The organism is Amycolatopsis sp., from assembly GCF_025464955.1.
In the GTDB taxonomy this organism is placed as follows: domain Bacteria; phylum Actinomycetota; class Actinomycetes; order Mycobacteriales; family Pseudonocardiaceae; genus Amycolatopsis.
The window spans coordinates 1-13,740 of record NZ_JAODNM010000113.1 but is presented as its reverse complement, the minus strand read 5'-3'; the positions used below and the strand labels follow the sequence as shown (position 1 = coordinate 13,740).

16 protein-coding genes, 3 pseudogenes and 2 CRISPR repeat arrays are annotated in these 13,740 nt (G+C 64.6%); of the genes and pseudogenes, 10 read left to right on the top strand and 9 right to left on the bottom strand.

Annotated features, from left to right (window positions below; genetic code table 11):
- Positions 1-122: 122 nt before the first annotated feature.
- The 3 genes from JWQ81_RS26685 to JWQ81_RS26675 all read right to left on the bottom strand — a co-directional run bounded on the left by JWQ81_RS26685 (position 123) and on the right by JWQ81_RS26675 (position 2,087).
- A complete protein-coding gene (locus tag JWQ81_RS26685) occupies positions 123-569 on the bottom strand; it encodes a hypothetical protein (protein ID WP_297545701.1) in 447 nt (148 codons plus the stop codon).
- A 358-nt stretch (positions 570-927) separates the two neighbouring features.
- The gene (locus JWQ81_RS26680) at positions 928-1,416 is read right to left on the bottom strand and encodes a hypothetical protein (protein WP_297545699.1); all 489 of its coding nucleotides are present in this window, start codon (positions 1,414-1,416) and stop codon (positions 928-930) included.
- On the bottom strand, positions 1,413-2,087 hold the full coding sequence (locus JWQ81_RS26675) for a hypothetical protein (protein WP_297545697.1): 675 nt from the start codon (positions 2,085-2,087) through the stop codon (positions 1,413-1,415). Before JWQ81_RS26675 ends, JWQ81_RS26680 begins: the two co-directional genes overlap by 4 nt.
- An 893-nt stretch (positions 2,088-2,980) precedes the next feature.
- Positions 2,981-3,250: direct repeats of the CRISPR family, unit length 27 nt; unit sequence GTCTTCCCCGCGCGAGCGGGGGTGGTC.
- A gap of 314 nt (positions 3,251-3,564) precedes the next feature.
- Between JWQ81_RS26675 and JWQ81_RS26670 the strand changes: the two genes are divergently transcribed.
- The 5 genes from JWQ81_RS26670 to JWQ81_RS26650 all read left to right on the top strand — a co-directional run bounded on the left by JWQ81_RS26670 (position 3,565) and on the right by JWQ81_RS26650 (position 6,365).
- Entirely contained in the window at positions 3,565-4,008 is a 444-nt protein-coding gene (locus tag JWQ81_RS26670; RefSeq protein ID WP_297545695.1) for a YbaB/EbfC family nucleoid-associated protein, read from the top strand.
- 303 nt (positions 4,009-4,311) lie between these two features.
- Positions 4,312-4,695 carry a hypothetical protein gene (locus tag JWQ81_RS26665; protein WP_297545694.1) on the top strand — a complete coding sequence of 128 codons (384 nt, stop codon included), beginning with the start codon at positions 4,312-4,314 and terminating at the stop codon, positions 4,693-4,695.
- A gap of 29 nt (positions 4,696-4,724) precedes the next feature.
- Entirely contained in the window at positions 4,725-5,477 is a 753-nt protein-coding gene (locus tag JWQ81_RS26660; RefSeq protein WP_297545692.1) for a hypothetical protein, read from the top strand.
- On the top strand, positions 5,474-6,082 hold the full coding sequence (locus tag JWQ81_RS26655) for a DUF3558 domain-containing protein (RefSeq protein WP_297545690.1): 609 nt from the start codon (positions 5,474-5,476) through the stop codon (positions 6,080-6,082). Before JWQ81_RS26660 ends, JWQ81_RS26655 begins: the two co-directional genes overlap by 4 nt.
- Before the next feature lie 106 nt (positions 6,083-6,188).
- Positions 6,189-6,365 (top strand): hypothetical protein, encoded by a 177-nt coding sequence (locus JWQ81_RS26650; RefSeq protein WP_297545688.1) that lies wholly within the window; start codon positions 6,189-6,191, stop codon positions 6,363-6,365.
- Positions 6,366-6,460: 95 nt separating this feature from the next.
- On the opposite strand, the gene JWQ81_RS26645 is transcribed toward JWQ81_RS26650, so the two are convergent.
- The 4 genes and pseudogenes from JWQ81_RS26645 to JWQ81_RS26630 all read right to left on the bottom strand — a co-directional run bounded on the left by JWQ81_RS26645 (position 6,461) and on the right by JWQ81_RS26630 (position 8,865).
- Entirely contained in the window at positions 6,461-7,189 is a 729-nt protein-coding gene (locus JWQ81_RS26645; protein ID WP_297545686.1) for an ESX secretion-associated protein EspG, read from the bottom strand.
- 32 nt (positions 7,190-7,221) lie between these two features.
- Complete coding sequence (locus tag JWQ81_RS26640) at positions 7,222-7,446, bottom strand: hypothetical protein (RefSeq protein ID WP_297545684.1); 225 nt, start codon at positions 7,444-7,446, stop codon at positions 7,222-7,224.
- Between the two features lie 9 nt (positions 7,447-7,455).
- A CRISPR array of direct repeats spans positions 7,456-7,730; the repeat unit is 28 nt; unit sequence GTCTTCCCCGCGCAGGCGGGGGTGGTCC.
- A gap of 164 nt (positions 7,731-7,894) precedes the next feature.
- Positions 7,895-8,581: pseudogene (locus tag JWQ81_RS45100) on the bottom strand (IS66 family transposase); the annotation flags it as partial.
- The gene (locus tag JWQ81_RS26630) at positions 8,464-8,865 is read right to left on the bottom strand and encodes a DUF6444 domain-containing protein (protein WP_297545682.1); all 402 of its coding nucleotides are present in this window, start codon (positions 8,863-8,865) and stop codon (positions 8,464-8,466) included. The pseudogene JWQ81_RS45100 and the gene JWQ81_RS26630, both read right to left, overlap by 118 nt.
- A gap of 87 nt (positions 8,866-8,952) precedes the next feature.
- Here JWQ81_RS26630 and JWQ81_RS26625 point away from each other — a divergent pair, with 87 nt between their 5' ends.
- The gene (locus tag JWQ81_RS26625; RefSeq protein WP_297545681.1) at positions 8,953-9,138 is read left to right on the top strand and encodes a hypothetical protein; all 186 of its coding nucleotides are present in this window, start codon (positions 8,953-8,955) and stop codon (positions 9,136-9,138) included.
- A 159-nt stretch (positions 9,139-9,297) separates the two neighbouring features.
- On the opposite strand, the gene JWQ81_RS26620 is transcribed toward JWQ81_RS26625, so the two are convergent.
- Together JWQ81_RS26620 and JWQ81_RS26615 are read right to left on the bottom strand one after the other, a co-directional pair.
- On the bottom strand, positions 9,298-9,534 hold the full coding sequence (locus tag JWQ81_RS26620) for a hypothetical protein (protein WP_297545680.1): 237 nt from the start codon (positions 9,532-9,534) through the stop codon (positions 9,298-9,300).
- A gap of 545 nt (positions 9,535-10,079) precedes the next feature.
- Positions 10,080-10,247: pseudogene (locus JWQ81_RS26615) on the bottom strand (transposase); the annotation flags it as partial.
- Between the two features lie 161 nt (positions 10,248-10,408).
- Between JWQ81_RS26615 and JWQ81_RS26610 the strand changes: the two are divergent.
- The 4 genes and pseudogenes from JWQ81_RS26610 to JWQ81_RS26595 form a co-directional block, all read left to right on the top strand.
- Entirely contained in the window at positions 10,409-11,614 is a 1,206-nt protein-coding gene (locus JWQ81_RS26610; protein ID WP_297545678.1) for a tyrosine-type recombinase/integrase, read from the top strand.
- Positions 11,611-12,525 carry a tyrosine-type recombinase/integrase gene (locus JWQ81_RS26605; RefSeq protein WP_297545676.1) on the top strand — a complete coding sequence of 305 codons (915 nt, stop codon included), beginning with the start codon at positions 11,611-11,613 and terminating at the stop codon, positions 12,523-12,525. The genes JWQ81_RS26610 and JWQ81_RS26605 overlap by 4 nt, the downstream gene beginning before the upstream one ends.
- Positions 12,525-13,505: a tyrosine-type recombinase/integrase gene (locus JWQ81_RS26600; protein WP_297545674.1), complete on the top strand. Its 981-nt coding sequence runs from the start codon at positions 12,525-12,527 to the stop codon at positions 13,503-13,505. Before JWQ81_RS26605 ends, JWQ81_RS26600 begins: the two co-directional genes overlap by 1 nt.
- Positions 13,506-13,614: 109 nt before the next feature.
- Positions 13,615-13,740, top strand: a pseudogene (locus tag JWQ81_RS26595) (transposase); the annotation flags it as partial.

Sequence of the window (13,740 nt, the reverse complement as noted above, 5' to 3'; positions counted from 1 at the left end):
CGATGCGCGGCCTCGACCTTGTACTCGGCGGTGTATGACCGACGCTTGCGGGCAGACATAACAGACATCCTTCCAGCAGGGCTGTGCCCTGCTAAAACGGTGTCCACTCTCCGGGGGGAACCTCAGTTGGCTACCACGGACGCCGACGACCAGCACAACTGACCGGCCGCGTCGAAGGCCTGCTGGCTACCTCCCACCAGGATCGGATTGTTGGCTACATCGGCCGAATACTGGCTGGTCGCGGCTCCGGTACTGACCGTCGCGAGCTGCTCCCGGTCGCTGTAGGTAAAGGTCTGCGGCCCATCCGGGAGCCCTGTCGGGGTCTGTGTCGCGAGTTGACCACTGTTGTCCCTCGTAAAGCCGAGCGCAGCCAACGTCGCCCCGGCCGTGCCGGTGAGTGCGGTAGCCGAGAGCTGGCCAGCGTTGTCGTAGGTGCTGGCGACCTTGGTCCCGTTCGGGTATGTGGTGGTCAGCAGCTGACTGTCGTGCCCGTAGCCGAACTTGGTGGTGTTGTTATTCCAGTCAGTGATGGTGGCAAGGTGGCCAGCGGAATCGAACGTGCGGGTCACGCTCTGTCCGCTACCGCCGGGATAGGTTACGCCAGTGGGCCTGCCTGCAGAGAAATGCGACGTCGCCCGACGCAGCGCTACCGTGCCACGGCACGCGGAGATGACGTGGGAGGCGCGGCCGACGGTGTCAGCGAACTGCGCATCGTCACTACGAAAGTCGCATGCACGTGCGTCGACGACCCGGCTAACCCGTTGTCGCACAGCGCCCCTTGCACCGTTACGGATCGCCCGAGGCATTCGAGTGGTCGTTGTCCTGGCCAGGTTCGTTTGTCACTGCTCGCACTACGAGCACGTGATCGAAGGCCAGTTCCCTCTCCGCCCGGCGTTCGATCGGTTTCCATCTGCCTTCCTCTGGCAGTTACGGGCTGGCGGTCCCGCCGGGGACGATGGTGACGGACCAGGTGGTCGCGTTGCTGCTCACCGAAACGGTGTACGGGCCTGGGGTCAGGTCTGTCCGGACCAACTGTTCGCTGCTGTAGATCCCGGTTTCCTCGATGATCCGATCGTCCTGGGTGGGTTTGCCGGTTCCGGCGCCGAAGAAGACATCGAAGATCGGGGAGCTGCTGCGGCTGTTCGCCTCGTCGAAGGTGCTGGTGTAGGAGAACTGGACTGTGACGTTGGGCGTGCTGACGACGAACGGCGAGCTTTGCCAGGTGCCCGAGCCGCTGTGGGTGACGAGCGTTCCGGGCGCCTGGGGCGGCGCGACGGGCAATGCGGATGCCGCCGGGGTCACCGCTGCGCTAGCAGGCGCGAGCGGTCTCGTCGAAGTGGCGGGAGCTACCCCGCACGCACCGAGTGCGAGAGCGAGCGCGCCGACCGCCAGCAGCGCTGGACCTCGGAGGTTCACGAGTCCTGCCAGACGATGATGCCGACGGTGCTGGGCCCGCCGACGACGTGCGAGGTGGCCGTCACGGTTCCGCCGACCATCCGGCCGTTTTCGGCGAGGCAGAACGTCGTACCGGTGACGATCGGAATTCCGCCGGTGAAGATCGTGGTTGCCTTGCAGCCGGCATACGTCGGGGTGGCGTTGTCGGTCAGCTTGAACAGTTTGTTCGTGGTACCGACCACAGTGAACAGCGAATAGTTCGGATCCGAATAGAGATCACCTGAGCCATTGCCCACGACGAACTGCTGCTGCGTTGGCGCGTTGGTACCGATGGGTGCGGAATAACCGGAGACCAGCGTGAGGTCGTAGGCGCCCAACTGCTTCCCGTCGAGCGGATTCGCAGCTGTACTGGAAGGCGGTGGAGCCGCGGGCGGCGCAGCCACGACCGACGGTGTCTGGGTGACCGTAGTCGCTGGAGCGGGGGCTATGGAATGACCAACCGCGACACCGATGCCGAGCGTTGCCAACGCTGGTACCGCCACCATGATGATGCCGGTGATGCTCGTCAGTATGTCTTTGATATCCCGCAAAGCCGACGCGACGCGTCGCCGCCGGGGTTCTTTGACCGGTTGAGCGACGCTTCCAGTATTGGCATTCACCGGTTTTACGTCGTCCGGTAGGGCGCTGCTCATTCAAGACTCCTTCGCCGCTGAACCACTGTCAACTTGTCGCGGCGTCGGTGTTGCCTGTTACGGCGACTACATATCGGATAGGTGTCGGCAGGGAAGTCGACCGGAACGCGCTAGTACTACAGCTGCTGTGCGTGAGGTTTGCGGACAGTCATGACCGCGGCGACGTTGAGGGCGCGGTGAGGTTGACATCCGTCTACCCTCTGGCGATGTGACGTCCAGGACGTGACTAGAGGCTGTACGACCACCGGATGTCTTCCCAGAGTGATGAACAAGGGGTGGATTTCGTTACAGTCAAAGAAATGTTTCTGGCCGACACGAACTCTGGGATTCGTTCGACGCGCGACGCCGACCGGGGAATGTGCGCGAGCATGACGACGACCGTCCAACGGTGCCGAGAGGTCCTCCGCCGGACTCCATGCTCATCGAACTCGGTGAGACTGGGCCAGCCTGGAACGAGTCCCCGGCCGTCCAGTGGCATCGTCATCATCAACGAGGAGGCCACACCTGCGCACAGTTCGATCTGTACCGTCCCAAACCGGACATGCTCGTGACCGTCAACACCCCTGACGGAACCCGCACGCGTGCGGGAGCTACCTGGCGCCCGAGTTTGCTCAGTCGACGACGACGGAACTGCACGACAACCTCGACCGGTCTACCGGTGTGAAGGCGTCGACGGCCAGCATGGTGCGCGGCTACGCAGCCTGAAGTCGCCGGAGCCGCGAGTCCACGTGGGGCGTCGAACACCGAGCACCACGAGTTCAACTCCATCCGGTCCCAGCCAAGATCGCGCAGTAGTAAGGTCGACTATCAACGTGGATCGCTGACCTCCCTGCACCGCCACCAAACCGATCACAAACGACTGAAAAGGGCCGAACACTCCCAGGTCAGGAAGTGTCTTCCCCGCGCGAGCGGGGGTGGTCGCACCTCACGAAGGTCAACCTCGAAGGGTGGCTGGTCTTCCCCGCGCGAGCGGGGGTGGTCGCACCGCGAGGGTGTGGGCCATGGTGGTCTTGCGTCTTCCCCGCGCGAGCGGGGGTGGTCCCTGGCCGCCCTGTCCCGTGTCGACCCAGTCGAGGTCTTCCCCGCGCAAGCGGGGGTGGTCCCGCCCACTGGCCGCGGTAGAGGACTGGTTTCGTGTCGTCCCCGCGCGAGCGGGGGCGGTCCCTCAGCCCGCGCGAAAGAGTCGCCTTGTGCCCGGCCTCCCCCGAGCGGGGTGATTCGGAAGCCGGAGTGACGGTGCTCTATTCCTTCTCAGGCGGAGTCATGGCTGTCGACATGCGCATCCGCCTCGCGGGCGGCAGTCCTCGAGGCCCCGGCGTCCAGCATGCGAATAGCGTCGTTACGCAGACACCCGAAGCGACTACGACTACTCTGGCGGACCGGTCGGTTACACATACGAAGACTACGGAGCAAGAAGCATGGAGCGCCACGATCGCGAGCCGCGGCTGGCGGAGGCGCAGGGGAGGCGGGTACAGCGGTGCCATTCGACGTGGCGAAACTCGAACAACAGGGCGTCGAGCTCGACGCCGAGCTCGCGGCAGCCCGATACTCGGCCCGATCCGCGGACGGGGCCGTGACCGTGTCGGTATCCGGACAGGGCGCGCTGATCGCGCTGGCGATCACGGAACACGCGATCCGAGGCGCCCACCCGGAGGAAATCGGCCCCGCCGTGGTGGAGGCGATCTCCCAGGCGCGACGGCAGTCCTCCGCTGCGGGACAGGTGAAGCTCCAAGCCGTCCTGGACAAGGATCAGGAGTGGTCACCCCAGCCGCAGTCGTCCCAGCCGCCACTCGTCTCCGACGAGGCGCACGGGTGGCCGGCCCGGCCGCCTTCGCATCGAGAACCTGTGGATGACGAGCAGAGTTTCGAGGAGATCGACTTCCTCAGGGAACCCGGCTACAACGAGCAGGACGCCCAGTGAACTACATCGACGAGCTGTACAACCTCGTGCACGAGATCAACACCAAGATCGCCGCGGCAGAACACGCCGTCGCCGACGCACACAGTGAGCACCTCACCCGTCCCTACCAGGTGAACTCGGTGACATCACTGTCTCCGGCGCCGGCGCCCTCGTCGCCCTCACCCTCGATGCCCAGATCGTGCGGAGGCATACCTCGTCCAGCCTGGCGCAACACCTCATGCGCGGGATCCAGGCGACTGAACGAGAAGCTGTCCAGCAGCGCAAAGCCACGATCGCGGCAGCCCAGGAGAAAGCACGGTTGATATGAGCGGCGACAGCATCCCCGGCGACGACTTCCACCAGGGCTACCTGGTCTACCCGGAAACTTTGCGCACAGCGGCCAACACAGTGCAGAACGCCGCCGATCTCGTCCAGCAGTTCGCCGACACCGACCTCGCCCACACCGCCCTCGGCCCCAACGACCTGGGCCTACCCGGGACGACCACCGTCATGATGCCCGGGCTCAGCGGGTTAGGCACCGTTGACCGCTACAACCAGGCACTGAAGGCAATCGGCGACATATCGCATGCCAACGTGACCGAACTGCAGAACCTCAGCAGGGCCCTGCAGACCGCGGCCGCGTACTACGAGCAACTCGATGAAGACGCCTACGACCGTATGAAGAAAATCGAAGGCGACATGAAATGAACACCACACAGATGAGGGAAGCACGGTAGATGGTCGAGGTCATCCCGGGACCGGCACACCCCGCTCCCCCGCCGAACACCGGCACCAGCCCGCTGTTCGTTTACCCGGAAGCAGCCGACGCGACGATCCGCAAGATCGCGGAGTACATCGGCGCGGGCGGAATCATCGCGCTCCTCGACCACCTGCGCGTCTTCGTGCTCGGCGATCTCGGTAAAGCCATGTCGCTGGCCGAGCAGTTCTCACGTGAGACCAAGTTGACCCAGGCCGTCGATGCGATCAACGACGCCCAGCTGTCACTGGCAGGAGCCTGGCAAGGCGACGGCTACGCCCAGTTCTCCGAGTACGCCGGCATGGCGACCAGCAGGCTGTCCAAAGGGCAGGATGAGATCATCAAGCTCGCCGCGACGATGACGAGCGTCGCGAAAGACGTTCTCGACACCTACAAGACACTGATCACCCTCATCGGCAACTGTGCTGCGAACCTGTCCCAGCTCGGTGGCAAAATCGCGATAGCCGTCGCCTCACTGCCCATCCCGATTCTGGACGCCATCGAAGCCAAGGACGTCATCGACACGATCAATACGGCCTTTGCCACCTTCTGGCGCGACTGCAACAGCGCCCTCGGCTCGACAATCACGAACATCGGGAACTTGGTCGGCTCCGGACTTGACTTCACGGTCATCCAGACCAACTTCCCGCCGCTCCTGGCGGTCGGGTCGAGCACGGAGGTCATCGGCAATCCGAAACGCTGGACCATCAAACCCGGAGCCGACGACTCGTGAGCACCACAACCCGACGATGGGCTGCAGCAGCCCTAGTGGTCGGCTTGCTCGCCGTGGCCGGCTGCCACCAGACGATCACACCGAGCGCACTGCCCCCGACGACCACGGTGGTACCCAGCCCACCGATCCCCTCACCGCTCAACGGAGCCAAATTCACCGCCGCCCCCTGCTCAGCGATCACCGCCGCACAACTCACCAGCATCGGGTTCACCCGCGTGTCAGCTCCTGCGGCGGGCAGCACAGGTGAATGCATCGTCAATCTCGACCAGTCGAGGATCACCATCTTCTGGGACCCGTCGGTGCAGGACCACAGCCTGAACCACTTCTACTACTACCACTCTAGAGGGTTCGACACCGGCAACCACTGGGAAGAAGCCACCGTGGACGGTTATCCCGGCGTCATCATCAACATCCAGACCGGCAAGGACGGCAGCCTGGCCGGCGAGCCGCTGGCCTGCACTCTCGTGCTCGGCATCGACACCACAACCACGGTCGTCATCCAACCCGACATCTCGGATGACCCGACCGCCGGGCCCTGGCAGCACGACCCCTGCGGAGCCGCCAAGAAGATCGCCGGTCTCGCCATCGGCAACCTCCGCCCCTGATGCTCAGCTGGGCAGCTACCTTTTGCCCAATTGTCGAACGTGTGTTCTACTACGGGCGCCGCCCGGCGGGGAAGGCCGCGGCGGCTCAGCTGAGGAGGCCAGGCACGTGGGTTGGTTGCTGCGCGAGCGCGCAACGGGACAGGAATGGCGCTACGCGGACCCCGATCGGGCGTGGGACGCCGGCGGCTACGACACCACGAGGTTCGAGGTCCACGTCATGGCCCAGCCGATCACCGGAGCACCGGACGGCTACCCGCCGGACCCGAAACCGCCCACGCCCTGACCGCGAGGGAGCCCTCGGCGCGAACGAGGGGGAGGTGTCGCGCCGAGGGGCCTCGCCCGCCAGCGAGTGAACAGCCAGCGAGATCATGGTGGGCGTCAGCCCAATGCTGCCTCAAGCTGGTGGAACACGGTTTCCAGATCCGGCGGGGTTGCTCCGAAGAGGGTAAACCAGCCGGTCGTGTCCTTGGTCATGACGATGCGCCCGTACTCGGTGTCCGCCCAGAACGGCGGGTCCTCGGAGCGCCGCCGGCCGATGTGCCCTTCGCGGACACCAGCATAGAGACGACCGGCGTTCGTCCGCGGAGCGCGCAGCCACCGTGCAGCCGCCTTCGCATCCGCGATGCTCCCGCTCGTCCGCCCCGTGACATGGCCCGCCGCGACGTCGTCGAGGTCGACCTGGGCGAACGACAGCGACTGGATGTGGGCGCCCGGGGTGTCGGGGAGCTGCTCGACGACGTCGCGGATCGCCCGGTCCGGATTGCTCGGGAAGACGAACATCGTGTCGGCGTTGGCAATCACCAACGCGGCGTCACGGCTGGACCGCGCCACCCGGACCGAGACAGAGCGGTTGCGGATCGTGCCCCGCATGTAGTACTCGACCTCAGGACGCTCGATCAAGTGAATCAGATCGACGAACGCCGAGCTCGGCCGTCCGTTGCGGGCCAGCCCGGCTTGCTCGAGCTCGTCTTGGACGTCGACAGCGAGCTGTTGACGCTCGTCCGGGTCGTACCAGAGTTTGCCGCGTGCCAACGTCGGGTGAGGGTCACCGTGGGTCTCCTGCTCCCGCACGACGTCGTACGCGAGCAGGCTCAATTCGAACCGCATCGTATGTCGTTCCCCCGGATCGCGAAACGGCGTCAGATACCAATGACCGGCGGCGTGGTCTTCGGGAGACCGTCGCCGAACACGTTGTCCGGGTCGCCGGCCGAGAGCAGGACCTTCGACTTGTGCTCAGTGTCCTCCGAGCCCTCGCCTTTGCCCCTGCCAGCGCCTGCTCCGCCCAGGCTGTTCGCGCCCTTCCCGCCCGCGGCCGCGCTGGCCGTCGAACCTCCGGGACTGGCCGTGCCGACTTTGCCGGCCACTCCACCCGAGTCTTCCCCGCGCGAGCGGGGGTGGTCCCACCTGCAGCAGGCCGAGGTCCCGCAGCGTCTTGTCTTCCCCGCGCGAGCGGGGGTGGTCCCAGGCCGACGAGAAGATCCTCTCCACCATCTCCGTCTTCCCCGCGCAGGCGGGGGTGGTCCGTCTCTATCGGTGTCGGTCTCGCGACCGCTGCCGTCTTCCCCGCGCAGGCGGGGGTGGTCCTGGCCGCACAATGACGGGAGCCCCCTTCGCGGGGTCTTCCCCGCGCAGGCGGGGGTGGTCCGACCACGGCAAGGCCTGCCAGCTGCTCGGCATGGTCTTCCCCGCGAGGTTGACGGTGCGGACGAACCTCGAGATCAGCGGGTCAACGATGTGGGCGGGGATTGCGTCCAGGCCGGTGTCTCGTGCGGTGTGGGCGGCGGTGTTGAGTTCTTCGAGGGTCTTGATCGCGATCAGTGGCCAGGTGTGCTCCGGGAAGGCTTCGCTGGCTGCGACCAGTTCACGCAGGTGGTGGGCGTTGCACCGGGCGTGGGCCCGTCCGTAGTCCTGATAGGACTTCAGTCCGTCGTGGACGGCGATGCCGTGGAACCGGTTGAGTATCCCGAAGTCGTCCATCGCCTCACCGCCGCGCTGGCTGTGGGGAAGGTACGCGGTGAGGTGAGGGGTGCAGGCGACGTGCAGCCACCAGGCCTTGCCTTCGACTGGGATACCGGTCTCGTCGACGTACGCCACCGGCGCCAGCTGTAACGCCCGCTCGACCCGTTGGGCGAACCCGTCGAGCTTGGTGGCGACCGGGGTGAGGACACCGGCGACCCAGCCGGTGGACACCGGGAGCCCCAGCAGGTCCTCGAGCAGTTGCGCTGTCCTGGCGACGGGGATGTGCTGGTAGGTCAGCAGGTAGACCGCCAACGCGGTCACGTTCGGTCCGTAGCAGGCGGGCGCGGTCGCTTCGGCCGGTCCGGGCGCGGTGGTGACGTGGCGGCATCCTCGGCACTTCAGTCGCTGCAGGCGGTGCTCGGTCACCGTCGGGCGGACCGGTGGCAGGTCCACGACCTGGCGCCGGATCGTCCCGGTGTTGTGGGCGCGGCGCAGACCCGCGCCGCATCCCGCGCACGCCGACGGTGTGTGGTCGACGATCGTGTCGGGTTCTCGACCGGTGACAGGTTCGCTCCGGGAGCGCCGGGCTGCTTGCCCTGTTTGCGTCCGGTCTTGCCGCGCAGTGACTTGGGGGCGGGTTCGCTGAACCGGTCCGATGACGGTGGCATCGAGGAGTTGCCCGAGTTGGTGCCCAGGCGCCGTTTCAACGCAGCGACTTCGGCGCGCAACGCGGTGATCTCCTCGCGCGCACGCGCGAGCTTGAGAGCCTGCGCTGCGACCAGCGCAGCCAGCTCGTCGTATGACGGACGAACACCCTCTCCCACAACAAGATCATCGCACATACCCACTCACAGCAACAAAATGGCCTGAACAGTTACCGCATCGATGCGACGAACAGGCGTTCGAGTCCGTTGTTCATCGACTTCGTTACCCAGTACGACGCATCGGTGGGCGGGGGCGAGTACCACAACTACCCCAACCCAACGGCAGACCTGGTCGGCCTCGGCTTCCTGCCTCCCCAAGCTACAAGCAATCCACCGGGCGGCGCCGTCACCACGATCACGGCAGCGACGCCTTTGCCCGCACTGGTCAACTGAGACCACCTCACTTGCTCGTTCCGGCCCGCCGATCCCGAGATGGCTGCGGAGGCCGAAGCGTTCGGGATGCGCATGGTGACACGGGCCGAGCGCGAAGCCGAATGGCAGAGCACCGATCCAGGATCGAGACACCTCCCCACCCCTCAGGTCAACGAGACCTCAGTCCCGATCAGCCGAATCAGGATAGACATAGTGCACATCAGACCCCTTCTCGAACAGTCGCCAACCTTCCACGGCGCCGGAACATGCCGGAAATATTTCAAACCTGACGGCTTCGGAAATTTCGAAGAAAAACGCGCCATTCTCGTCCAACTCGGCATCAAGCACGGGGAAATCCCCAGAACTCAATTTGCTGGTGAGTATCTGCGCATTTCGATCATACATCGTGGTTCGCATGTCGTATGCCACCTTCGCATCCACGTTGCGATCAGCAGAGTAGGCAAGGTCGACTGACCCCAGGAGGATCCGACTACCCCGGACTACGCGAAATGGACACTGTACATGCAGACGATAAATCGCATCACCTCGTCGCAGACCGACTTCCACCATGTTCACGGTTCTCCCGAGGTCAGTCACCCGGCAGCCCTTGAGTGCGGCCAGCCAGATCAGACACAGTCAGCCTCCTTTGCAGAACAGTTCTATGCCTTCTTTGAGGATGCGATCATAACCGTACCCACGTCCCGTAATCTCGTCGTGCCACGCCCGCCGTTGAGCTTTGCTCAGGGTTCTGCCTGCACGCCGCTCGATCTCACTCCAGGCACGGTCAGCGTCTGCTTGCTGTTGCTCACGACTCTCCGGCGCATGGTACCCGTCGTCACTACGTCCGTCGCCGGGATCCCAATTGAGGTCTTCCAAACTGCCGAGACCACCAGACGCCATAACGAGGCCACCTGCGACAGCAGCAGCTCCACCCGCGACCAAGGCAGCGCCATCGGCGGCAGCGATTGCGGCGCCTCCGAATACTTCTTACCCCACTTGACCTCCAATTCTTCCAAAGCCGCGCTTGCGGCCTCGGGATTCGGCGCCGTATAGATCGGTTTGATATCCCGCTTCATCGCATCCCAGTCGACCCGGGACGCGAGCCGGAACGTATTGCGAATCAGGTGGATGTTATGCCGATATCGGCATAACGTGCATTACTCCGATATCGTGATTATGCCGACGTCGCGACTGTTGGTGCAGGTCAGTGAGGTTCAAGGGCTGGCGATGTCGGCATAATCAGGGGTTGACTTGACGCTTGTCTGTCCACTATCTGGAGAGGGAAGCGATCATGGTTGATGTGTCAGGGACCCGGGTTGAAGGCCCGTTGGAGTTGTTCGCGTCGGGGTTCGCCGCAGAGTTGACGCGCACGGGCTACACGCCGCTGTCAGCAAGCAAACAGTTGGAACTGGCCGCGCATCTGAGTCGATGGCTGGACAGCGAGGCCTTGGACGTCGCGGCGCTGACACCGTCGGCGGTGGACGCGTTCCTGGTCGCGCGCCGGGCCCGCTACCGGTCGTTGCGTTCAGCCAAGGCGTTGGAACCGTTGCTGTCGTATCTACGGCACCGCGGTGTCACGCCGGCTCTGACGGCGGATTCCGTGTCGGATCCGGTCGATGTGCTGGTGGAACGTTTCCGTGGCTATCTGCTTGCCGAGCGGGGTTTAACGGACGCCGCGGCCCGCGGATACATCGAGCTGATCCGGCCGTTCGTCGTGATTTGTGCGCGTAGGAACGGCGTAGGTCTGGATGAGCTGACGCCCGGTGAGGTCACGTCATTCATGGTGTCGGAGTCCCATCGGCTGGCCCCGAAGACGCTGCAGCGGTTAGCGTCCGCACTACGGTCGCTGTTGCGTTTTTGGTATGTGGATGGTGTTCTGGCCGTGTCACTGGCGGACGTGGTGCCTAAGGTCGCCAACCGGCGGCCAGCTCTGCCGCAGGCGTTGCAACCAGCGCATGTCCATGCCCTGCTGGATTCGTGTGACCTCGGAAGTCCTTCTGGACTGCGGGACTTCGCGATGCTGACACTGCTATCCCGGACGGGGTTACGGGCCGGAGAGGTCGCTGGCATGCGACTTGAGGACATCGATTGGCGGCGGGGCGAGATCACGGTGCGGGGCAAGGGAGACCGCCACGATCGGCTCCCGTTGCCCGCCGACGTCGGTGAATCCATTGTGGAGTACCTCCGGTCAGGAAGGCCTGTCACAGCACTTGACCGGTCGGTGTTCATCCGAGTGAAAGCGCCACATCGGGGCCTGACCTCCGGTGGAGTCACCCAAGCGGTCGCCGCGGCCGGGCGCAGGGCGGGCCTGGGCGCGATCTACGCGCATCGGCTGCGGCACACCGCGGCAACATCGATGCTGGCCGCCGGCGCCGGGCTGGCCGAGATCGGTCAGGTGCTACGGCACCGACGCCCACTGACCACAGCGGTCTACGCCAAGGTTGACACCGCGACACTGCGCACCTTGGCACGGCCGTGGCCGGCAGGTGTGTCATGACGACGCTCCGGACAGCACTGGCCGACTACCTGGACTTGCGGCACAGTCTCGGATTCAGCCTGAAACGTGACGCCAAGCTGCTCGCCCAATTCCTCACCTATCTCGACGAGCAGCGCACCGATACGGTCACCACGGTGGCCTGGGCGAGCCTGCCCGCTCCAGCCAGCCCGGGCTGGCTGGGGATGCGGTTGTCGGTGGTCCGCAGCTTCGCCGCCTACCTGCACACGCTCGACCCGGCCACAGAAGTCCCGCCACCCGGGCTGCTACCCGGGCGAGGCCGCCGCACCGTTCCCTATCTCTATTCCGACACCGATATCGCGGCATTGCTCGCGCAGGCCGAGCGGTTGCGAACACCGCTGCGGACATCCACGATGCAGACGCTCATCAGTCTGCTCGCGGTGACCGGAATGCGCATCGGTGAAGTACTTGCGTTGGACGACAACGACTTCGACATCAGTGGCGGCCTGATCCTGGTACATCACGCGAAGCTCGGCAAATCTCGCCAGATCCCGCTTCACCAGAGCACGATGACTGCGCTGGTAACCTACCAAGGTTTGCGTGATCATGCGTTTCCTTCACCTGTCAGCGAAGCGCTCCTCGTGTCCACCGCCGGAACCCGGTTGCTCAACTACAACGTCGGGCAGACGTTCGCGAAACTGGTCCGCCAGGCCGGCTTGTCCGCTCGTTCGCGGTCGTGTCGTCCACGTCCGCATGACCTGCGGCATTCCTTCGCGGTTCGCACTTTGCTGGAGTGCTACCGCGACGGGGGCGACGTCGCGGCACTGTTGCCGCTGCTCTCAACTTACCTTGGACATGTCTCGCCCGCCAACACTTACTGGTATCTGCAGGCCGCACCGGAACTCATGGCCGAAGCAGCTCGGCGGCTCGAGACACACCTCGGAGGCCGGTGATGACCGCGATCACAGTGACGCTCCAGGCGTTCTTCACTGACCGGTTGATCCAGCAACGCCAAGCCAGCCCACACACCATCGCCGCCTACCGCGACACCTTGCGACTGCTGCTCACCTTCGCCGCCACGCAAGCGGGGCTCCCGTTCTCTCGTTTGGACTTCGCTGATCTGCAAGCGCCCGTGATCGCCGCGTTCCTTGATCACCTCGAACACGCGCGCGGCAACACCGTCAGAACCCGCAACGCCCGCTTGGCTGCGATCCACTCCCTGTTCGGCTTCGCCGCACTACGCCATCCCGAACACGCCGCCGACATCGGCAGAGTCCTGGCCATCCCGGCCAAACGGTCCGACCACACAATCGTCACGTTCCTCACCGACGCCGAAACCGAGGCTCTGCTTGCTGCTCCGGATCGCGGCACTCGCACCGGACGCCGCGACCACACCTTGTTTCTGCTCGCGACCCAGACCGGGCTCCGAGCTTCCGAACTGACTTCACTGACCCGCGGTCATCTCCACCTCGAGACAGGAGCACATGTCAGTTGCCACGGGAAAGGACGCAAAGACCGCATCACACCCTTGACCAACACCACAGTCACTGCCCTGCGCGTTTGGCTCGCGGAACAGCCATCGCCATCTGGGAACCCTTTGTTCCCAACCAATCACGGTGGTTCCATGAGCGCAGACGCTCTGCAACAGCGGCTGACCCTCCACTCCGCCACGGCTGCACTGACTTGCCCAACGCTGGCCGCCAAGAACGTCACACCGCACGTCCTACGACACACCGCGGCAATGCGGCTGCTCCGCGCCGGAGTCGACGTCACCGTCATCGCACTCTGGCTCGGCCACGAGAACGTCAACACCACTCAGATCTATCTGCAAGGTGGTGTGGTTCTGGCGAGAGCTCGTTCCTTCAGTTCAAGGTCGGCTCGGCATAATCAGAGGCCTTCGAGGAAGGCCGCGAGGGGGTCTGGTGCGTGGTAGCGGCCGGGTTTCGTGTTCGGTGGGGACAGGGGTTGCTACTGGGGGCGGCGCCCGTGCTGGCGATGTCACGATGTCGGAGTAATGGATGTTATGCCGATATCGGCATAACATCCACCTGATTCGCAATACGTTCCGGCTCGCGTCCCGGGTCGACTGGGATGCGATGAAGCGGGATATCAAACCGATCTATACGGCGCCGAATCCCGAGGCTGCAAGCGCGGCTTTGGAAGAATTG